The sequence below is a fragment of the Streptomyces sp. NPDC056373 genome, assembly GCF_042262425.1.
In the GTDB taxonomy this organism is placed as follows: Bacteria; Actinomycetota; Actinomycetes; order Streptomycetales; family Streptomycetaceae; genus Streptomyces.
Genome location: NZ_JBHJPX010000022.1, coordinates 79,708 through 99,362, shown reverse-complemented (window position 1 = coordinate 99,362; position 19,655 = coordinate 79,708). Strand labels below are relative to the sequence as shown.

16 protein-coding genes are annotated in these 19,655 nt (G+C 72.1%); 9 read left to right on the top strand and 7 right to left on the bottom strand.

From position 1 onward, the window contains the following. Positions 1 to 124: 124 nt before the first annotated feature. The gene (map, locus tag ACFCXS_RS35315) at positions 125 to 892 is read right to left on the bottom strand and encodes a type I methionyl aminopeptidase (RefSeq protein ID WP_376647451.1); all 768 of its coding nucleotides are present in this window, start codon (positions 890 to 892) and stop codon (positions 125 to 127) included. A gap of 32 nt (positions 893 to 924) precedes the next feature. Between map and ACFCXS_RS35310 the strand changes: the two genes are divergently transcribed. The 9 genes from ACFCXS_RS35310 (at position 925) to ACFCXS_RS35270 (ending at position 12,102) form a co-directional block, all read left to right on the top strand. Next, positions 925 to 1,176, top strand: coding sequence for a helix-turn-helix domain-containing protein (locus ACFCXS_RS35310; RefSeq protein ID WP_376647450.1), 252 nt, complete (start codon positions 925 to 927; stop codon positions 1,174 to 1,176). A 98-nt stretch (positions 1,177 to 1,274) separates the two neighbouring features. Then, positions 1,275 to 3,023, top strand: coding sequence for a hypothetical protein (locus ACFCXS_RS35305; protein WP_376647449.1), 1,749 nt, complete (start codon positions 1,275 to 1,277; stop codon positions 3,021 to 3,023). 170 nt (positions 3,024 to 3,193) lie between these two features. Next, a complete protein-coding gene (locus ACFCXS_RS35300; protein ID WP_376647448.1) occupies positions 3,194 to 4,036 on the top strand; it encodes a nitrilase-related carbon-nitrogen hydrolase in 843 nt (280 codons plus the stop codon). Further along, positions 4,033 to 5,319, top strand: coding sequence for an aspartate aminotransferase family protein (locus ACFCXS_RS35295; protein WP_376647447.1), 1,287 nt, complete (start codon positions 4,033 to 4,035; stop codon positions 5,317 to 5,319). Before ACFCXS_RS35300 ends, ACFCXS_RS35295 begins: the two co-directional genes overlap by 4 nt. A 25-nt stretch (positions 5,320 to 5,344) precedes the next feature. Beyond that, positions 5,345 to 6,943: a PucR family transcriptional regulator gene (locus tag ACFCXS_RS35290; protein ID WP_376647446.1), complete on the top strand. Its 1,599-nt coding sequence runs from the start codon at positions 5,345 to 5,347 to the stop codon at positions 6,941 to 6,943. 155 nt (positions 6,944 to 7,098) lie between these two features. Continuing rightward, on the top strand, positions 7,099 to 7,941 hold the full coding sequence (locus ACFCXS_RS35285) for a nitrilase-related carbon-nitrogen hydrolase (RefSeq protein WP_376647445.1): 843 nt from the start codon (positions 7,099 to 7,101) through the stop codon (positions 7,939 to 7,941). Positions 7,942 to 8,008: 67 nt separating this feature from the next. After that, positions 8,009 to 9,412, top strand: coding sequence for a dihydropyrimidinase (hydA, locus tag ACFCXS_RS35280; RefSeq protein ID WP_376647444.1), 1,404 nt, complete (start codon positions 8,009 to 8,011; stop codon positions 9,410 to 9,412). Between the two features lie 11 nt (positions 9,413 to 9,423). Next, on the top strand, positions 9,424 to 10,446 hold the full coding sequence (locus ACFCXS_RS35275; protein WP_376647443.1) for a TIGR03842 family LLM class F420-dependent oxidoreductase: 1,023 nt from the start codon (positions 9,424 to 9,426) through the stop codon (positions 10,444 to 10,446). A 135-nt stretch (positions 10,447 to 10,581) separates the two neighbouring features. Next, positions 10,582 to 12,102: an NCS1 family nucleobase:cation symporter-1 gene (locus tag ACFCXS_RS35270; RefSeq protein ID WP_376647442.1), complete on the top strand. Its 1,521-nt coding sequence runs from the start codon at positions 10,582 to 10,584 to the stop codon at positions 12,100 to 12,102. 25 nt (positions 12,103 to 12,127) lie between these two features. Here the strand turns inward: ACFCXS_RS35270 and ACFCXS_RS35265 are convergent, their stop codons facing one another. The 6 genes from ACFCXS_RS35265 to ACFCXS_RS35240 all read right to left on the bottom strand — a co-directional run bounded on the left by ACFCXS_RS35265 (position 12,128) and on the right by ACFCXS_RS35240 (position 19,433). Then, positions 12,128 to 12,796, bottom strand: a complete 669-nt coding sequence (locus ACFCXS_RS35265; protein WP_376647441.1) for a hypothetical protein — start codon at positions 12,794 to 12,796, stop codon at positions 12,128 to 12,130. Between the two features lie 220 nt (positions 12,797 to 13,016). Beyond that, positions 13,017 to 13,907 carry a LysR family transcriptional regulator gene (locus ACFCXS_RS35260; protein WP_376647440.1) on the bottom strand — a complete coding sequence of 297 codons (891 nt, stop codon included), beginning with the start codon at positions 13,905 to 13,907 and terminating at the stop codon, positions 13,017 to 13,019. Between the two features lie 150 nt (positions 13,908 to 14,057). Next, positions 14,058 to 15,794, bottom strand: coding sequence for an FUSC family protein (locus ACFCXS_RS35255; protein ID WP_376647439.1), 1,737 nt, complete (start codon positions 15,792 to 15,794; stop codon positions 14,058 to 14,060). Positions 15,795 to 15,882: 88 nt separating this feature from the next. Further along, positions 15,883 to 16,941 (bottom strand): AEC family transporter, encoded by a 1,059-nt coding sequence (locus ACFCXS_RS35250; protein WP_376647438.1) that lies wholly within the window; start codon positions 16,939 to 16,941, stop codon positions 15,883 to 15,885. A gap of 130 nt (positions 16,942 to 17,071) precedes the next feature. Beyond that, positions 17,072 to 18,775: an NAD-dependent malic enzyme gene (locus ACFCXS_RS35245; RefSeq protein WP_376647437.1), complete on the bottom strand. Its 1,704-nt coding sequence runs from the start codon at positions 18,773 to 18,775 to the stop codon at positions 17,072 to 17,074. Between the two features lie 262 nt (positions 18,776 to 19,037). After that, positions 19,038 to 19,433, bottom strand: coding sequence for a hypothetical protein (locus ACFCXS_RS35240; protein ID WP_376647436.1), 396 nt, complete (start codon positions 19,431 to 19,433; stop codon positions 19,038 to 19,040). Between the last annotated feature and the right edge of the window lie 222 nt (positions 19,434 to 19,655).

The window sequence follows — 19,655 nt, the reverse complement described above, 5'->3', positions numbered from 1 at the left end:
CGGGGTCGGGTAACCCGGGTGGCAGCCGGTTACACCTGGGGCGCGCTCGTAGAACACCTTCGCACGATCGTCGACGGGGGGCACCTTAGGGGCGTATCAGGAGGAACGGGGCGCAGGGCGCGGCTCAGCGGGCCGTGAGGATCCTCGGCCCGGATTCTGTGATCGCCACCGTGTGCTCGGCGTGAGCCGCACGGGAGCCGTCGTTCGTCCTCAGGGTCCAGCCGTCGGGCGCCGCGTGGAAATCGTCCGTGCCGCCCGCGATGACCATGGGCTCGATGGCCAGCACCATGCCGTGCCGCAGCCGCATACCGCGCCCCGGGCGGCCCTCGTTCGGCACTCCGGGGTCCTCGTGCATCCGGCGGCCGATGCCGTGGCCGCCGAAGCCGTCCGGGATGCCGTAGCCGGCGCCCCGGCACACCGTGCCGATCGCGTGGGCGATGTCGCCGATGCGGTTGCCCACGACAGCCGCCCCGATCCCGGCCGCGAGGGCCCGCTCCGCGGTCTCGATCAGGCGGAGGTCCGCCGTGTGCGGGGTGCCGACGACGAAGCTGAGCGCGGAGTCGCCGACCCAGCCGCCCAGTTCGGCGCCGAAGTCGATGGAGACGAGGTCTCCGTCGCGCAGGCGGTAGCGGCCCGGCACGCCGTGCACGATCGCGTCGTTGACCGAGACGCAGAGGACAGCGGGAAAGGGGGTCGGCGCGAAGGAGGGGCGGTACCCGAGGAAGGGCGAGGTCGCTCCCGCCTCGCGCAGCACGCCGCGCGCCACCTCGTCCAGTTCCAGCAGGGAGACACCCACGCCGGCGGCCTTCTGCGCGGCCGTCAGGGCGCGGGCGACGACCTGGCCCGCCTCGTACATCGCGTCGATAGAAGTGTCTGTCTTCAGCTCCACCATGCCAATTACTATACCGGTATTAGAATAGGGGCATGGTGCGCACCCCTCTCACCCCCGAAGAGCGCGAACGCGGCGAGCGGCTCGGCCGGCTGCTGCGTGAGGCGCGTGGTGGCCGGAGCATGACGGAGATCGCGGCGAGCGCCGGCATCTCCGCGGAGACCCTGCGGAAGATCGAGACCGGGCGGGCTCCGACCCCGGCCTTCTTCACGGTGGCCGCGCTGGCCGGGGTCCTCGGGCTGTCCATGGACGACCTGGCCGGGCAGTGCACGCCTGCGCCGGTCTGAGGCTCTTGCGCCTTGGGTGAAAACTCCCCGTAGCACTCCCGTAACACGACTGGTGTTGCCTACGGGCAAAAGTGCTCCGGTCTCTCGGGAGTTGAGCGATGGCGGCGGATCAACTCCCGGCTGAGGTCGGGGAGTTCGCGACCTATCTGGACGGTCTGCTGGCACGCCTCGACCCGTCCGGCGGCTGGTGCGCCGTGTTCTGGCGGCGCGACCCGGAGGGGATGCGGGCCTGCCTCGACGGGCGCGAGATGCCGCCCTGGGACGTGGTGGAGGCGCTCCTGCACGATCTCGCCGGGCAGTACGGCCCGGGGGGAGCCGGCCCGGAGACGGACCGCGCCCGCGCCCTGCACGCCACCGCGCTCGCCGCGTACGACACCCTGCCCGGGAGCCGTGACGCCCTCGGCGACCGCCTCGACGTCATGCTCCGCGAGCAGAAGTACGCCGCCGAACGCCAGGCCGCCCTCGCCCGCCGCCTGGCCTCGGCCGCGACCGGCGAACAGGCGGACGCCTTGCGCGTGGACCTGGCCTGGGCCCGGGACGACCATGAACGGGCCGGCGCGCGGTGTGCGGAACTCCGGGCCCGGATGGCCCACGTGGACCGGCGTGAGCGGAGAGTGCCCCCGCCGGCGTGGAGTGCTGCCGAGAGGACGCACGGTGGCGGGGCGGCACCGTCGTTCACCGATGACCCGCCCGCCCCCGTAAGACCCTCGGCCGTGACCGATGCCGCCGCTCGGCAGGCCACCCGACACGACACCCGCCAGGACATTCGAAACGACGCCGGCGGTGATGCCCGAAGCGACGCGGGGCGTGATGCCTGGAGCGACGCGGGGCGCGATACCCGGATCGACGCCGACCGCGAATCCCGAAGCGATGCCGGGCCTGACGCCCGAAGCGATGCCGGGCCTGACGCCCGAAGCGATGCCGGGCCTGACGCCCGAAGCGATGCCGGGCCTGACGCCCGAAGCGACGCCGGGCCTGACGCCCGAAGCGACGCCGGGCCTGACGCCCGAAGCGACGCCGGGCGTGACGCCCGGTACGGCCCAGTCGTCCCGGAACCCCCGGCCCCTCGCCCCGCCACCGTCCCCAAGCAGCGCAAGCGCCGTCGGGGCGGTGCTCGTTTCGCCGGGATGGCGGAGGGGGAAGCCGCAGCCGCACCCGTCGTCGTGCCGCCTTCCGCCGTGCCCGCCCTGCCCTCCCTGCCCGCCCCCGCCCCCATGGCCACCGGCCGCACCCTCCGCGGGGCGCGTTTCGCCGGGGCCGCCGAGGAGGCGGCGGCGGAGCGGCCGGTGCGGGTGCGGGAGGGCGACGCGGTCGGGACCGGCGACCGGGCCGAGGTCGCAAGGACCGTGGAGGCGCTGGCCCGACTGCGCAGCGAGGGGCGCAGCGGGGAGGCCCACGCGCTGCTGGCCGAGGTCGCCTCGTGGGCGCCCGGCCGGTATCCGCTGCTCGCGGAGCGGCTGCACCTCGCCGGCCTGGACGCCGACTGGCAGACGCTGTTGTGGGAGGCCGCCTCGCTGCCCGCCGGGCGGCTGGTCGCCGCCGCCGACGCGCTGGTCGAGGCCGGGCGGGCGGGTGACGGCCGGCAGATGCTGCGGCAGGGGGTCGCACGGCCGCCTGCCGAGATCGGCCGGGCGGTCCTCGGCCTGGTCGCCGAGGGGCGTCACCGCGAGGTGCGCGTGCTGCTCGACGCGTACGTGGCGGCCCGCACACCCGAGGAGGCCGCGCGCAGCGCCGAACCCGAACCGGGGCGCCTCGTGCCGCTCCTGCTGGAGGCGGCCCGAGGTGTCTCGGACGAGCGCCACTGGGACCTCGTGCACGCCCTGCGGGTCGCGGGATTCGCCGCCTGACCGGCGACGTCGCACCCCGGGCGACTCACCCACAGGAGTGCGAATCGCGCAATGCCCCGCGGGTTGGCGACGATGGTCTTGGCAACCCCGTGCCAGAGGCTTACGTTCGTGGCTCTACGGCCCGCTTCTACGGGCGTAGAGGCGCAGACGTCGCGTCGAAGGAGCAGCTCATGGCCAACGTCGTACGTGCCGCCCTGGTCCAGGCCACCTGGACCGGCGACACCGAGTCCATGGTGGCGAAACACGAGGAGCACGCCCGGGAGGCGGCCCGCCGGGGCGCGAAGATCATCGGCTTCCAGGAGGTCTTCAACAGCCCCTACTTCTGTCAGGTCGAGGAGCCGGAGCACTACCGCTGGGCCGAGCCCGTCCCCGACGGGCCGACCGTACGGCGCATGCGGGCGCTCGCCCGCGAGACCGGCATGGTGATCGTCGCGCCGGTGTTCGAGGCGGAGCAGCCCGGCTTCTACTACAACACCGCGGCCGTGATCGACGCCGACGGCACCTATCTCGGCAAGTACCGCAAGCACCACATCCCGCAGCTCAAGGGCTTCCGCGAGAAGTTCTACTTCAAGCCCGGGAACCTCGGCTGGCCCGTCTTCGACACGGCGGCCGGCAGGGTCGGCGTGTACATCTGCTACGACCGGCACTTCCCGGAGGGCTGGCGCCAGCTCGGCCTGGCCGGAGCCCAGCTCGTCTACAACCCCTCCGCGACCCACCGGAGCCTGTCCTCCCACCTGTGGCGGCTGGAGCAGCCGGCGGCGGCCGTCGCCAACGGGTACTACATCGCCGCGATCAACCGCGTCGGCCAGGAGGAGTACGGCGACAACGACTTCTACGGCACGAGCTACTTCGTCGACCCGCGCGGGCAGTTCGTCGGGGACGTCGCCAGCGACAGCAAGGAGGAGCTCGTGGTCCGGGACATCGACCTCGACCTCATCGAAGAGGTACGGCAGACGTGGGCCTTCTACCGCGACCGCCGCCCCGACGCCTACGAAGGGCTGGTGCAGCCGTGACCAACGACCTCCTGGGCCGCCACCGGGCCGTGCTCCCCGACTGGCTCGCCCTCTACTACGAGGAGCCCCTCGAGATCACCCACGGCGAGGGCCGCCACGTCTGGGACGCCCAGGGCAACCGGTACCTCGACTTCTTCGGCGGCATCCTCACCACCATGACGGCGCACGCACTGCCCGAGGTGACCAAGGCGGTGAGCGAGCAGGCCGGGCGGATCATCCACTCCTCGACCCTCTACCTCAACCGCCCGATGGTCGAACTCGCCGAGCGCATCGCCCAGCTGAGCGGCATCCCGGACGCCCGCGTCTTCTTCACCACCTCCGGCACCGAGGCCAACGACACCGCCCTGCTGCTGGCCACCGCCTACCGGCGCAGCAACACGATCCTGGCCATGCGCAACAGCTACCACGGCCGCTCCTTCAGCGCCGTCGGCATCACCGGCAACAGCGGCTGGTCCCCGACCTCGCTGTCCCCGCTCCAGACGCTGTACGTCCACGGCGGGGTGCGCACCCGCGGCCCGTTCGCCTCACTCAGCGACGACGCCTACATCGCGGCCTGCGTCGAGGACCTGAAGGACCTGCTCGGCCACACCCGCGCGCCGGCCGCGCTGATCGCCGAACCCGTCCAGGGCGTCGGCGGCTTCACGGCTCCGCCGGACGGTCTCTACGCCGCCTTCCGCGAAGTGCTGCACGAGCGCGGCATCCTGTGGATCGCCGACGAGGTGCAGACCGGCTGGGGCCGCACCGGCGAGCACTTCTGGGGCTGGCAGGCCCACGGCCGCAACGGACCGCCCGACATCATGACCTTCGCCAAGGGCATCGGCAACGGCATGTCCATCGGCGGGGTCGTCGCCCGCTCCGAGATCATGAACTGCCTGGACTCCAACAGCATCTCCACCTTCGGCGGCACCCAGATCACCATGGCGGCGGGCCTCGCCAACCTCAACTACCTGCTGGAACACGACCTCCAGGGCAACGCCCGGCGCGTCGGCGGACTGCTCCTCGAGCGGCTGAGGGCCGTCGCCGCGCACGTACCGGCCGTACGGGAGGTACGCGGCCGCGGGCTGATGATCGGCATCGAGATCACGAAACCGGGGACCGACGAGGCCGATCCGCGGACCGCCGCGGCCGTCCTGGAGACGGCTCGCGAGGGCGGCCTGCTGATCGGCAAGGGCGGCGGGCACGACACCAGTGCGCTGCGCGTCGCGCCGCCGCTGTCCCTCAACGTCGCGGAGGCCGAGGAGGGCGCCGCGATCCTCGAAAACGCTCTGAGGAGCATCCAGTAGTACTGCGCTGAGCAAGGGACCCGTCATGACCATCACCCTGGATTCCCTGGAGCCCGCCCTGTCGGTGCGGCAGGTCCTCACCCTGGAGCGGGTACTGGCCGGGGAGCCCGAGGTGGTGGCCGGCGCGGGACATCTCGACCGGCTCGTGCGCTGGGTGCACGTCGCCGAGGCCGCCGACGTCGGCGTGATGCTCAGCGGCGGCGAGATGGTCCTCACCACCGGCGTGCTGCTCGCCGGAGACGAGGACAAACAGACCGAGTACGTCCGGTCCCTGCACCGCGCCGAGGCGGCGGCCGTCGTCCTCGGACTCGGCCGCGCCTTCCCCGCGGCGCCGGACGTGATGCGCAGGGCGGCCGAACGCTGCGGACTGCCGATGGTCGTCCTGCACCGGCCCTTCCCCTTCGCCGACCTGACCGAGGAGGTCCAGTCGCGGCTCGTGCGGCGCAAGTTCGCCGCCGTCAGCCTCTCCGAGGCCGTCCGCACCGAACTCACCGCCCTCATCACCGCCGGCGCCCCGTTGCAGCGCCTGCTCGACGAGGTCGCCCGGCACAGCGCCTGCCCGGTCGTCGTCACCAACCTCGCCCATCGAGTCCTCGGCACGGCGGGGGAGCGGTCCGCGGTGGACGACGTGCTGCGCGACTGGGAGCGCATCGCCCGGCAGGCGTGGGGGCACCACCCAGGCCGTTCGGGCACGGGGGGAGGCACCGGGGGCGACGGCTGGATCCGGGCCGAACTGGGCGGGCGCGGGGAGCGCTGGGGCCGGATCGTGCTGTGCGGCTACCGCGGCGACACCGCCACCGGACGGCTGCTGGCCGACCGCGCCGCCGAGGCGCTCGTCCTGCACCGCATGCTCGGCGGCGGCGCCGGGTGCTCCTGGGAGGAGCAGTCCGCGCAGAGTCTGCTGACCGACCTGGTCAGCGGCGTCGTACCGGCACGGCAACTGCTGCCCCGGACCCGGGCGGCCGGGCTGCCCGTCAACCGGCGCACCTTCGTGCCGCTGGTCGTCCGCGACGGCGACCCGGCCCGGCTCGAACGGCTGCTGCGGCTGCTGGGCCTGCCCGGGCTGGTCGCCGAACTCGCCGACGGTGCCACCGCCGTGCTGCTGAGCGTCCCCCGGGACCAGGACGCGGACGCCCTCGCCGAGCACTTCGCGACCCGGCTGCGCACCGGGACCGGCCCGGACCACACCGTCGTCGCCGCGGCCGAACCCCGCACCGCCTGGGACGACGTGCCCGCCGGACTGCGCGAGGCGCAGCACGTGTCGGACGCCGTGGCCGACTCCTCCGCCGTCCTCGACCTCCCCCCGGTCGTACGCCTGAAGGACGTCCACCTGCGGGGCCTGGTCCGGCTGCTGCGCGACGATCCGCACGTGCAGTCCTTCGCGGAGCGGGAGCTGGACGGGCTGCTGCGCGAGAGCGACGAGGACCTGCTGTCGGTCCTGCGCACCTACCTCGCCACCGGCCGCAACAAGTCCCGCACGGCCCAGCTCCACCATGTCTCCCGGCCGGCCCTCTACCGCCGCCTGGAGTCCATACAGGTCCGCCTCGGGGTGGACCTCGACGACTTCGAGCAGGCCGCCTCGGTGCACATCGCACTCCTCGCGCACGACGCGCAACAGCAGTGAAACACGCAACCACCTGGGAAAACGGCGGTGAAACATGAGTCCACGAAAGAGTGACACGGTGGCACGCCGCACGCCCTCGGACGTGACACGCTGCAACTCAAAGACGCCCTTCGCCCTCCCTAGGCTCACGGCACACCGAGCGACCGGAGGTCCCGATGAGCCAAGTGATCCGTGCCGCCGTCTTCCAGACCGCCTGGACGGGCGACAAGGAATCGATGATCCAGGTCCACGAGCAGGCGGTACGCGACGCGGCCGCGCAGGGCGCTCAAGTCCTGTGCTTCCAGGAGCTGTTCTACGGACCGTACTTCTGCCAGGTCCAGGACCCGGCCTTCTACGAGTACGCCGAACAGATCCCCGAGGGCCCCGTCGTCCGGCGCTTCCAGGCCCTCGCGAAGGAACACGGCATCGTCCTGGTGCTGCCGATGTACGAGGAGGAGCAGCCCGGCGTCCTCTACAACACCGCCGCCGTGATCGACGCGGACGGCTCCTACCTCGGCAAGTACCGCAAGACCCACATCCCCCAGGTCAGGGGCTTCTGGGAGAAGTTCTACTTCCGCCCGGGCAACAGCGGCTGGCCCGTCTTCGACACCAAGGCCGGCCGCATCGGCGTCTACATCTGCTACGACCGCCACTTCCCCGAAGGCTGGCGCGCCCTCGGCCTCGCGGGCGCCGAGATCGTCTTCAACCCCTCGGCCACCTCCCGCGGCCTGTCCGGCTACCTCTGGCAGCTGGAACAGCCGGCGGCGGCCGTCGCCAACGAGTACTTCGTCGGCGCGATCAACCGGGTCGGCGTCGAGGAGTACGGCGACAACGACTTCTACGGCACCTCGTACTTCGTGGACCCCGAGGCCCGGTTCGTCGGCGAGGTGGCGAGCGACAAGGAGCCCGAACTGGTGGTGAGGGACCTGGACATGGCCAAACTCCGCGAGGTCCGCGACCGCTGGCAGTTCTACCGGGACCGGGCGCCTGGAACTTACGGCCCGCTGACGGCCCCCTAGGGGCGCGGGGAACTGCGCGACCAGCCACACACAACCGTCACGTTCACACGGCGAGGAGCGACAGATCATGAGCACCCGAACCGTCATCCGCGGCGGCCTCGTCATCACCGCATCCGACGAGATCCACGCCGACGTCCTGATCGAGGACGGCCGAATCGCCGCCCTCGCCACCTCCCACACCCCCGCCGCCGAATCCTTCACGGCCGACCGCACCATCGACGCCACCGGAAAGTACGTCATCCCCGGCGGCGTCGACGCCCACACCCACATGGAGCTGCCCTTCGGCGGCACCTTCGCCTCCGACACCTTCGAGACCGGCACCCGAGCCGCCGCCTGGGGCGGCACCACGACGATCATCGACTTCGCCGTGCAGAGCGTCGGGCACAGCCTGCGCGAGGGCCTCGACGCCTGGCACGCCAAGGCCGACGGCAACTGCGCGATCGACTACGGCTTCCACATGATCGTCTCCGACGTCAACGAGCACACGCTCAAGGAGATGGACCACCTGGTCGAGGAGGGCATCACCTCCTTCAAGCAGTTCATGGCCTACCCGGGCGTCTTCTACAGCGACGACGGCCAGATCCTGCGCGCCATGCAGCGCTCCGCCGAGAACGGCGGGCTGATCATGATGCACGCCGAGAACGGCATCGCGATCGACGTCCTCGTCGAACAGGCCCTGGCCCGCGGCGAGACCGACCCCCGCTACCACGGCGAGGTCCGCAAGGCCCTCCTCGAAGCGGAGGCCACCCACCGCGCCATCAAACTCGCGCAGGTGGCCGGCGCGCCCCTCTACGTCGTGCACGTCTCCGCGACGGAAGCGGTCGCCGAGCTCGCCCGGGCCCGCGACGAGGGACTGAACGTCTTCGGCGAGACCTGCCCGCAGTACCTGTTCCTGTCCACCGACAACCTCGCCGAGCCGGACTTCGAGGGCGCCAAGTACGTGTGCAGCACCCCGCTCAGGCCGAAGGAGCACCAGGCCGCGCTGTGGCGGGGCCTGCGCACGAACGACCTCCAGGTCGTCTCCACCGACCACTGCCCCTTCTGCTTCACGGGCCAGAAGGACCTCGGCCGCGGCGACTTCTCCAAGATCCCCAACGGCCTGCCGGGCGTGGAGAACCGTATGGACCTCCTGCACCAGGCGGTCGTCGACGGGCACATCTCGCGCCGCCGCTGGATCGAGATCGCCTGTGCGACCCCGGCCAGGATGTTCGGCCTGTACCCGAAGAAGGGCACCATCGCGCCGGGTGCCGACGCCGACGTCGTCGTCTACGACCCGCACGCCGAGCAGGTCATGTCGGTGGAGACGCACCACATGAACGTCGACTACTCGGCGTACGAGGGCAAACGCACCACCGGCCGGGTCGAGACGGTCCTCTCGCGTGGCGAACCCGTCATCACCGAGCGGGAGTACACCGGGCACGCCGGGCACGGCGTGTTCACCCCGCGTTCCACCTGTCAGTACCTCAACTAGGAGTGGCGCAGATGGACTTCGGACTCGTCCTGCAGACCGACCCGCCGGCCTCGCGGGTCGTCAGCCTGATGAAACGCGCGGAACGGAACGGCTTCACGTACGGCTGGACCTTCGACTCCGCCGTGCTGTGGCAGGAACCGTTCGTGATCTACAGCCAGATCCTCGCCAACACCACGACCCTGAAGGTCGGGCCGATGGTGACCAACCCGGGCACCCGCACCTGGGAGGTCACCGCCTCCACCTTCGCCACCCTGAACGACATGTTCGGCAACCGCACGGTCTGCGGCATCGGCCGCGGTGACTCCGCGATGCGGGTGGCCGGCCGCAAGCCCAACACCCTGGCCCGCATCAGCGAGGCCATGAAGGTCATCCGGGACCTTGGCAGTGGACGGGAGGCCGACCTCGGCGGCGGCACCGTCGTCCATTTCCCGTGGATCGGGCAGGGCGCCGAACTGCCGGTGTGGATGGCCGCGTACGGCCCCAAGGCCCTGAAGATGACCGGCGAGGAGGCGGACGGCTTCATCCTCCAGCTGGCCGACCTCTATCTCACCGAGTACATGGTCAAGGCGGTGAAGGACGCGGCCGTCGCGGCCGGCCGGGACCCCGCCGAGGTGACCGTCTGCGTGGCCGCACCGGCGTACGTCACCGAGGACGACTCGCCCGAGGCGCTCGCCCACGCGCGCGAGCAGTGCCGCTGGTTCGGCGGCATGGTCGGCAACCACGTCGCCGACCTCGTCTCCAAGTACGGCGAGCACTCCGCCGCCGTCCCCGACGAACTGACCGACTACATCAAGGCCCGCGAGGGCTACGACTACTCCCACCACGGACGCGCCGACAACCCGGACACCCAGTTCGTGCCAGACGAGATCGTCGACCGGTTCTGCCTCATCGGCCCGGTCGAGAAGCACATCGAGAAGCTGGAGGCGCTGCGCGCGCTCGGCGTGGACCAGTTCGCCGTCTACGACATGCACGACGCGCAGGAGGCCGTGATCGAGGCCTACGGATCCCGGGTGATCCCGGCCGTCAACGGCTGACCTCCGCCGCTCCACCCCCTGTGAACTCCCCCTTCCCGGCGGCTCGGGAAGGGGGCCCAGGACGCTCCCGAGCGCACCCCCCATCGGCTCACCGCACGGCCTTTCCCGTCCCACCTCCCCTGATTGGCCCGGCCCATGACCGATACCGCTCCCACGGCCCCACCGCCGACCACCCAAGTCACCCTCGCCGACGGCCGGGTGGAGATCGCCCCGGGCGTCCCCGCACCGACCGGCCCCTACGCCAACGAGGACCTGCTGCCGGTCCCGGTCGAGAAGCGCACCTGGACCACGTACAACTTCTCCGCGCTGTGGGTCGGCATGGCCCACAACACGGCCTCCTGGACCCTCGCCTCCGGGCTCATCGCCGTCGGCATGGACTGGAAGCAGGCGGTGCTCACCATCGCCCTGGCCAACGTCATCGTGCTGATACCGATGCTGCTCACGGGGCACGCCGGTCCCAAGTACGGCATACCCTTCCCGGTCTTCGCCCGGGCCTCCTTCGGCATCCGCGGCGCCAACCTGCCCGCCGTCGTACGGGCGCTGGTGGCGTGCGGCTGGTTCGGCATCCAGACCTGGATCGGCGGCGAGGCCATCTACTTCCTCGCCGGCAAGCTCGTCGGCTCCGGCTGGACGGACGCCGCGAAGGCCGGCGGCTACGCCTGGACCATGTGGCTGTCGTTCGCGATCTTCTGGGCGCTCCAGGTCGTCATCATCTACCGGGGCATGGAGACGATCCGCCGCTTCGAGAACTGGGCGGCGCCGTTCGTGCTCGTCGGCGCGTTCGTGATGCTCTGGTGGATGAGCGACAAGGCGGGCGGCTTCGGCCCGCTGTTCGACCAGCCCTCCAAGCTCGGCTGGGGCGCGGACTTCTGGAAACTGTTCGCCCCCGCCCTGATGGGAATGATCGGCTTCTGGTCCACACTGTCGCTGAACATCCCCGACTTCACCCGCTACGGCAGGAGCCAGAAGGCGCAGACCCGGGGCCAGGCCCTCGGCCTGCCGACCACCATGACCCTGTTCGCCTTCCTGTCGGTGATGGTCACCTCCGGCTCCCAGGCCGTCTACGGCGAGGCCATCTGGGACCCGGTGCAGCTTGCGGCCAAGACCGACAACACGGTGGGCCTGCTCTTCGCGCTGGTCACCGTCCTGGTGGCGACGCTGTCCGTCAACGTCGCGGCCAACCTGGTCTCGCCGGCGTTCGACTTCTCCAACATCGCGCCCCGGCGCATCAGTTTCCGGGCCGGCGCCCTCGCCACCTGTGTCCTCGGTGTGCTGATCTTCCCCTGGAAGCTGTACTCCGACCCGCAGGGCTACATCTTCACCTGGCTGGGCCTGGTCGGCGGCCTGCTCGGCACCGTCGCGGGCATCCTCATCGCCGACTACTGGATCCTGCGCCGCGCCCGGCTCGACCTCGCCGACCTGTACCGGCCCGGCGGCCGCTACTGGTACGAGGGCGGCTGGAACTGGCGGGCCGTCGTCGCCTTCGCGGTCGGCGGTGTCCTCGCCGTGGGCGGCGCGAGCTTCAAGCCGCTGATCGACGGCCGTCCCGTCCCGGCGCTGGCCGATCTGGCCGACTACGGCTGGGCCGTGGGCCTGGGCACCTCGATGATCCTGTACCTGGTGCTGATGGCCACCCGGGGCCGCAGCACCCGCTGAGGGAGAACGGCGCGCTGGAGGGCGCTCAGTCCTTGTCGCTCTCCAGCGCGGCCACCGCTTCCTTCGCGGCCTTGATGGCACCCTTGTTGATCGTGTCCGTGCCGGGCGCCTTCTTCGACTCGAAGTCACTGCCGTTGTAGGTGATCGTCACCAGCGCGTTGGCGGCGCGGGCGAACACCACGCCCTCACGGGTCTCCTGCTTGTCCTCGGTCGTGAGGTTGACCACGGAGTACGCGCTGTCCCCCAGACCGGGTACCGCGCCGCCGCCGCTCTGCTTCTCGGTGTGCGCCTGGTACGACTTCTGCGCGGCCTCGTCCGACTCCATGACCTCGTAGGACACGTCGAGCCAGCGGTAGTCGTAGCCCTTGAGGGCGTTCCAGGAGCAGGTGCGGCGCAGCTCCGAGTCCGTGGACGGGATCTCCTTGCCGGCCGTCTTGGCGCCCGGCACCAGCGCCTCGATGGTCTTCTTGGCGACGGCCTCGCACGGGGCGGGCGACGCGGAGTACGTCTTCGGCACCGTCGACGTCGACGGGGCGGACTCCGAGCGGGTATCGGTCTTCTCTTCGGCCGGCTTGTGCTCGGCGGCCTGCGGCGCGGCGAGCGGACCGGACGACAGCGCCCAGCCCACCGCGGCGAGCACCACCACCGGGGACAGACGGGCGGTCAGGGCCAGGGGCAGAGGTAGGGAACGCACGGCGCCCTTCAGGTGGGGACGGACGGTGCGGAACGGGTCCGCACGGCGGACGGGACGACAGTGTCACATGCGTCTCTGTGCTGCGGAAGTGCGGCCTCCCCGACATGTTCCGTGGAACACCGTGCGTGTCGACGCCGTCGCGCTGCGCCCGGCGCGACCTGCCGGCATCGCCCGGGACAAGACCGGACATGCCCCAACTTCCCGCGACAGGAAAGGACATTCACTCCACGGTCGACGTCCGTAGCGCGTGGTCGAGGAAGCGCCGGGTGATCGGCGGCACGGCGCGGGAGCCGAGCCAGGCGATGCCGATGTCCCGGGCGCCCCGTACGTCGGTGATCTCCAGGTAGCGGATCGGGGACTCGGATGCCGCCGTGACGTCCGGCGACGACGGGATCAGGGACACCCCGAGACCCGCGGCGACCAGACCGCGCAGGGTCTCCACCTCCTCGCCCTCGAAGGCGATGACCGGTGCGAAGCCGGCCTCGCGGCACAGCCCCGCGGTGATGTCACGCAGCCCGTATCCCTGCTTGAGCAGGATGAACCGCTCCTCGGCCACCTCGGCCAGGCGGATCCGGCGGCGCTCGGCCAGCCGGTGCCGGGACGGGACGGCCAGCAGCAGCGGCTCCACCAGCAGGCGCCGCCACGTGATGAGGGGGTGGCCGGGGTCGCTGCTGGTGATGACCAGATCCGCGGTCGTGTCCAGGAGGTGCCGGGTCAGGCCCATCTCGCCGTCCTGGTGCAGTTCGAACTGCGCCTGCGGGAAGGCCGAACGGAAGCCCGTGACGAGCTGGGGGACCAGCCAGGTGCCCAGGGTGTGCAGGAAGGCGAGCGACACGACGCCGGAGTCGGGGTGGACCATCTCGGCCACGGCTCGCCGGCCCCGGTCGTAGTTGTCGAGCACCCCGTCGACGTACTCCTTGAACACCCGGCCCGCCGGCGTGAGGCGCAGCACGCGCCCGACGCGCTGGAGCAGCTCGGCGCCGACCTCGTCCTCCAGCCGGGCCAGGGCCCGGGACAGGGCGGGCTGGGTGATGCCGGCGTCCGTCGCGGCATCGGTCACCGTCGTCCCCTCCGCGACGGACCGGAAGGAACGCAGCACCTGAAGATCCATGCTGTCATTCTTCCCCGTCATGGGTCGCCCACGAAGCGGGCGGGGGCAGTATGGAAGGCCCCAGGGGCGACGCCCCGGGCGACGACGGCATGGAGAGGCTTCAGGGGCGAGCCGGAAGGCGGCCGCTGCCGAGCCGGTGCCCGACTTCCGCTACCGGACCGGCCTCGGCGCACCCGCGACCACGTGTGCCGTCACCTGGTCGCAGAGTTGTTCGGCCGCCGTGATCGCGCTCTCCCAGTCGGGCAGCGGCCGCCCGCGGCGGGCCGGTTCGCGCCGGGCGTGAGCGACCGTACGGCGTGCCTCGGCCAGCTGGTGGTAGGCGGTTCGGCGCAGCGACTGCCGCTGGGCCGGGCCGGCCTCCGGCGCGGCGTCGCGGTAGCGCCGCGCGGCGGCGACGGCGGCCTCGGTCTGTGCCTCGGCGCGGTGGGCGGCGGAGTCCGGCCACACCGCGAAGTGCGCGACGAGCACCAGCGCGGACGCCAGCGCCGTGTCCACCACCCGCGTGCCGTACAACGGCCGGTGGTCGCCCAGCAGGTCGAGCAGCACGAACACGACGGCGGTCAGACCCAGTGTGGCGAGCGCGTAGTGGTGCCGCACACCGACGGCCATGAGCGCGCCGAACACCGCCACGACGCCCACCACGGCGTACGTGCCGCTGGCCGCCGAGGACACCGCCCCGATGGCGGCCACCCCGACGATCGTGCCGACGCAGCGGTGCAGTGCCCGTGGGAACAGCGGCCCGAAGTCGGGCTTGTAGACGAAGGCCACCGTCATGGGCAGCCAGTAGCCGCGAGGGCGGTGCAGCACCTCCGCCAGCACATGGGCGGCGAGCACGCACCCGGCCAGCAGCAGGGCGTACCGCAGCCGCGCCGCCCGTCCGGGCCCCTCGTGCGCCGGCAGACGCAACTCCAGGTCCGTCCCGTCCGGTTCGCCGTCCACGGCGGCGACCAGTTCGGCCAGGGCGCGCCTGCCCGGCGAGCCGGTCACCGGTGCGGGCGCCGCCCGCTCCTCCGGGGCCGCGAGGCGGTCGGGCAGCAGACGCCCGGCCAGGTGCCGCGGCACATCGGTCAGGGCGGGCGGCAGCGCACGGCCCTCCCACACCACCGCGGTCACGGCCTCGCCCAGCCGCACGGCGTAGTGGAACGCCCGGACCAGGTCACCCGTTTCGTCCCGCTGCCGCCGCCCGCGCGGGGCGAGACGGGGGGCCATCACCTCGTGGGCGTGGTTCAGCGCCAGCGTCATCCGCAGGCGGGCCTCCTCGGCGGCACCGGTACCCGCGGCGGCCAGCGCCTCGCCCGCGCTCCGGTACACGGCCAGCACGGCGGCCCGTTCGACGTGGTGACGGCGCCACAGCCACGGCGCCGCCGACAGCACGAGGACGAGGGCGACACCGGCGAGCAGCGCCAGCGGCGGCTGCCACCACGGCCCCGGCACCGGGATGCCGCTGCCGATCGTGACGCCGAGCAGCAGGTGCATGCCCGACACGGACGCGATCCGCCCGCGCAGGCCGACACCGCCCGCCACGAGCGCCGCCGCCACCAGACACCCCGCCACCGCCGCCTGCTCCCCGCTGCGCAGGGCGACTTCACCGGCGAGCAGGCCGAGCGCGCTGGACACCCCCGTCCAGCCCAGCCGCCGCACCCGGACCCGGTACGGGTCGGAACCGTCCTGGCTCACCCCCCACAGGGCGCCGATGGCGGCGATCGCCGAGAGCACGACCCACCCGGTGGCGAGCCCGACGAGCAGGGGCAGCGCGAGCGCGACGGCCCCTCGCGCCGCCGCGGCGAACGGCAGGGATCCGCGCAGCCGGCCGAGAACGGAGCGCGGCCCCCACGGCCGCGACGGGCGGCGCGGACGGTCCGGTCGCGTGTCTGCGGCTGATGTCATGAGGCCGTGTCCTTTCGGGGTGGTCGGGCGGAAGGCGGGTGCGCTGCACCCGGGGCGTGGCCCCGGCGGCGCGGCGCCCGGGCCGGGGTCAGCCGACCAGCTCGATGAGCAGGGGCAGGGTGACGAAGGAGAGGAGCAGGCTCAGTACGACGGCGGAGCCGATGGTCCGCACGTCCTCGGCCGAGCCGTGCCGGGCGGCGAACATCAGCGGGACGGGCGAGACCGGGAACGCGAGGATCAGCGCGGCCTGGGCGGCGACCGCCTCGGAGGTCAGGAGCAGCCCCGTCCCGTAGACGAGCAGGGGCAGCAGGACCACGCTGGTGAGCGAGACCGCCCACACGGCGGGGGACAGCGCGGGCCGGCCGATCCGGGCGACGGAGACGCCGACGTACAGCAGGGCCGTCGCCGACGCGGCGCCCGCGAGCAGGCTCAGCGCGGAGTCGGCGATCTCCGGCACGCCGACCCCTGCGACCGACAGCACGAGACCGAGGACGGGGCCCCAGCAGAACGGCTCGCGCAGCGCGTGCCCGACGGTGTGCAGCACGGAGGGGCGAGGGCCGGGCGATCCGGTCTCGGCGGGCGCCGGCCCGGCGGCCGCCTCGGGAGCGCCCGCGCCGACGGTGGCCAGGACGTGCCGCCGTGCGGGGGCCGCCACCCCGGCTGTGACCGTCCGGGGCTCCGGATGTTCGGGCATGCCGAGGAGGATCAGGACGACCGGGTCGAGGACGACGTTGACGATGATGCCCGCGACGGCGATCGGCACGGCGGCCTCCGCGGTCCCGAACAGGCCCCCCAGGATGGACGTGCCCATGAAGGCGTACTGCGGCTGGACGCAGGCCAGCGCGAACAGGGCCGCCCGCCGCAGCGGCCGGCGGGCCGCGAGGCGCAGCACGCCCAGCAGGACGGTGTACACGGCGAGAAACCCGAACGCCAGCAGGCCCACCAGGGGCAGTTGCTCGACCAGCACGTGCCGGGGCGTCTGCCAGATGCTCAGCAACAGGGCGGCGGGCAAAGCGAGTTGCATGGTCAGCTCGCGCAGTGCCTGGGCGCCGCCCGCGTCGAAGAGCGCCCGGCGGCCGGTGCCGTAGCCGACCAGGATGAGGAGGAAGACCGGCACCACGACGGTGAAGATCTCGGCGAAAGACATGACTGCGTCAATCCTTTGGAGCAAGGCGGGGGCGCGACCGTGCGGGCCGGTGACCGTATGTCAGAGAGCCGAGAGGATCCGGTCGGTGCCCCCTTGGGGGGTGGGGGAGCGATACCCGGGCGGTGGCCCGTCAGACGGCCTCGATCGGCGGGTACACCGGATGCCACATGGCCGCGCGGACGCGTTCCTCGATCGTGTCGTCGGCGCTCTCCCGGGCGACGCCGTCGGCGACCGCGGCACGGGCCACGGCCACGGCGACCGCCACGGAGGTGTCCCGCAGCCGGTCGATCGGGGGCAGGATCGGCGCGCCCGGTGCCTCGGGGTCGGTCTGGTCCGCGATGGCGCGGGCCGCGGCCACCAGCATGCCGTCGGTGATCCGCTCGGCCCGGGCGACGGCCGTGCCGAGCCCCAGCCCGGGAAAGACCAGCGCGTTGTTGGCCTGCCCGATGTGGTGGGTGACGCCGTCCGTCTCCACCGGCCCGAAGGGACTGCCGGTGGCGATCAGGGCCCGGCCTTCGGTCCAGGCGAGCAGGTCGGCGGGGACGGCCTCGGCCAGCCGCGTGGGGTTGGACAGCGGCAGGACGATGGGGCGGTCGGTGTGCGCGGCCATGGCGCGGACGATGTCCTCGGTGAAGGCGCCGCCCTGTCCCGAGGTGCCGATCAGGACGCTCGGGCGCACCCGGTCGACGACCTCGGCCAGCGGCACGCCACCGAGGTTCTCGTCGTGCCGCCAGCCGGTGACCTCGGCGCGGCCACGGGCGAAGGGCATCTGGAAGTCCCGCAGCCCCTGCTGGCCCTCGGTCAGCAGTCCGTGACGGTCCACGGCCCAGATCCGCTCCGCGGCCTCCCGCGGCGTCAGTCCGTCGGCGATCATCGCGTCGCGCAGCTGCTCGGCGATCCCGATGCCGGCGGTTCCGGCACCGAAGAGCACCACCCGGTGGTCGCGCAGCGCGGCACCGCCGGCGCGCACGCCGGAGAGCACGGCGGCCAGATTGACGGCGCCGGTGCCCTGGATGTCGTCGTTGAACGTGAGCGTCTTCTCGCGGTAGCGGTCCAGGATCCGGCGGGCGTTGGACGAGCCGAAGTCCTCCCAGTGCAGCAGGGCGTCGGGGAACAGCTTCGTGGCCGCGGCGACGTAGGCGTCGACGAAGGCGTCGTAGCGGTCCCGGTCCGCGCGCGGGTGCCGGTTGCCCAGGTACAGCGGGTCGTCCAGCAGCTCCTGCCGGTCGGTGCCGGCGTCCAGCATCACCGCCAGGGTGCGGGCCGGGTCCACGCCGGCGGCGGCCGTGTAGACGGCGAGCTTGCCGACCGCGATGTCGATGCCGCCCACACCCCAGTCACCGATGCCGAGGATCGCCTCGCCGTCCGTCGCCACGATCAGGTCGACGTCGTCGGCGCCCAGCCCGGAGGCACGCAGGGAGCTCTCGATGGACTCGGGGTCGTCGACCGACAGGTACACGCCGCGCGGGCGGCGGTACTCGTAGCTGTAGCGCTCGATCGCCGTACCCACGGTCGGGGTGTAGACGATCGGCAGCATCTCGGCGAGGTGGTCACCGAGGAGCCGGTGGAAGAGCACCTCGTTGCGGTCGCGCAGCGCCGTCAGGTAGACGTTCTTGGCGAGGTCGTCGGGCTGGGACCGGAACTGAGTGTAGGCGCGGGCGGCCTGCTGGTCCTGCGTCAGGACCTGCGGCGGCACCAGGCCGGTCAGCCCGAGCTCCTGCCGCTCCCGCCGGGTGAAGGCCGTACCCCGGTTCAGACGCGGACTGTTCAGGACCGAGTGTCCGCGCGCGCTCGTCCTGATGACACCGTCTACGGTGCTCCTCTCTGTGCCCATGATGACTCCTCAGAAGGTCGGGACCGGGAACTCGTCCCAGACTGTGACGCTGCGTGGCATGCGTCCAATGCCTGACACGACGGAGATCCATAACCTGACGGAATTCGAGCTTTGACCTGCGGTTTTCCATGGGTGAGGAGAAGCCCGCGGCGCCGACTGTGATCGACGTCGCCCGCGGACCTCATGAAGCGGCCGAGGCAGCACAACGACGAGACGGGCCGGCCGGGGCCGCCGTATCGGCTGAGCTCGCCTTGATGTGCAGTCAGATCCGGATGGGGCTGAGAGCGATCTTGTCGCGGTCGACGAAGAGCTCGACCCACATGCCGTCCACGCCATCAGGCAACGGATCGGTCATGTCCAGCAGGATGTTCGCGTCGTCCACCTGCAGCACGGCGGCACCGTCTTCCACCGGGCTCAGTCTTCCCCGCAGCACGACACAGTGCCCGCCGTGGCGGACCTCAGGCCCGGTCCCGGCCGCCGGCCTGGCGTTTCGCCCCCAGGTGATGGCTTCGTCGACAGTCCACTCCACGAAGTACGCGCCGGGCCCGGCGTCGGCATCTCCGCGCCAGATGACCGCTGCGCGGCCGAATCCCGTCTGCACCTGGGCCAGCACCCGGCCCCGCGGGAACGTCGCGATCTTCTCCACCTCGACCAACATGGTCCGATCATGCGGCATCCGCCTCGCCGGCTGCACGGGAACAAGGCAGGAAGAAGGAGGAAAGGGAGACCGCCGGGCCTTCGGGGGTAGCCGGGGAGGATGTCCCCGGCGCGCACTCACCAGAGCCTTTCGGGCCGCAACAGCCCGGCCAGGAAAGAGGGGGCAAGGTGTCTACCTGGAGGAGACGGCCTCGCGCTCTTCTCCCCGCAGCCCGTTCCGGAC

Bases quoted from the DNA above. Each gene is read 5' to 3' on its own strand.
- ACFCXS_RS35270 (WP_376647442.1), top strand. From the start codon at position 10,582: ATGACCGATACCGCTCCCACGGCCCCACCGCCGACCACCCAAGTCACC.
- ACFCXS_RS35240 (WP_376647436.1), bottom strand. From the start codon at position 19,433: ATGTTGGTCGAGGTGGAGAAGATCGCGACGTTCCCGCGGGGCCGGGTG.
- map (WP_376647451.1), bottom strand. From the start codon at position 892: ATGGTGGAGCTGAAGACAGACACTTCTATCGACGCGATGTACGAGGCG.
- ACFCXS_RS35285 (WP_376647445.1), top strand. From the start codon at position 7,099: ATGAGCCAAGTGATCCGTGCCGCCGTCTTCCAGACCGCCTGGACGGGC.
- ACFCXS_RS35260 (WP_376647440.1), bottom strand. From the start codon at position 13,907: ATGGATCTTCAGGTGCTGCGTTCCTTCCGGTCCGTCGCGGAGGGGACG.
- ACFCXS_RS35305 (WP_376647449.1), top strand. From the start codon at position 1,275: ATGGCGGCGGATCAACTCCCGGCTGAGGTCGGGGAGTTCGCGACCTAT.
- ACFCXS_RS35290 (WP_376647446.1), top strand. From the start codon at position 5,345: ATGACCATCACCCTGGATTCCCTGGAGCCCGCCCTGTCGGTGCGGCAG.
- ACFCXS_RS35255 (WP_376647439.1), bottom strand. From the start codon at position 15,794: ATGACATCAGCCGCAGACACGCGACCGGACCGTCCGCGCCGCCCGTCG.
- ACFCXS_RS35310 (WP_376647450.1), top strand. From the start codon at position 925: ATGGTGCGCACCCCTCTCACCCCCGAAGAGCGCGAACGCGGCGAGCGG.
- hydA (WP_376647444.1), top strand. From the start codon at position 8,009: ATGAGCACCCGAACCGTCATCCGCGGCGGCCTCGTCATCACCGCATCC.
- ACFCXS_RS35245 (WP_376647437.1), bottom strand. From the start codon at position 18,775: ATGGGCACAGAGAGGAGCACCGTAGACGGTGTCATCAGGACGAGCGCG.
- ACFCXS_RS35300 (WP_376647448.1), top strand. From the start codon at position 3,194: ATGGCCAACGTCGTACGTGCCGCCCTGGTCCAGGCCACCTGGACCGGC.
- ACFCXS_RS35275 (WP_376647443.1), top strand. From the start codon at position 9,424: ATGGACTTCGGACTCGTCCTGCAGACCGACCCGCCGGCCTCGCGGGTC.
- ACFCXS_RS35250 (WP_376647438.1), bottom strand. From the start codon at position 16,941: ATGTCTTTCGCCGAGATCTTCACCGTCGTGGTGCCGGTCTTCCTCCTC.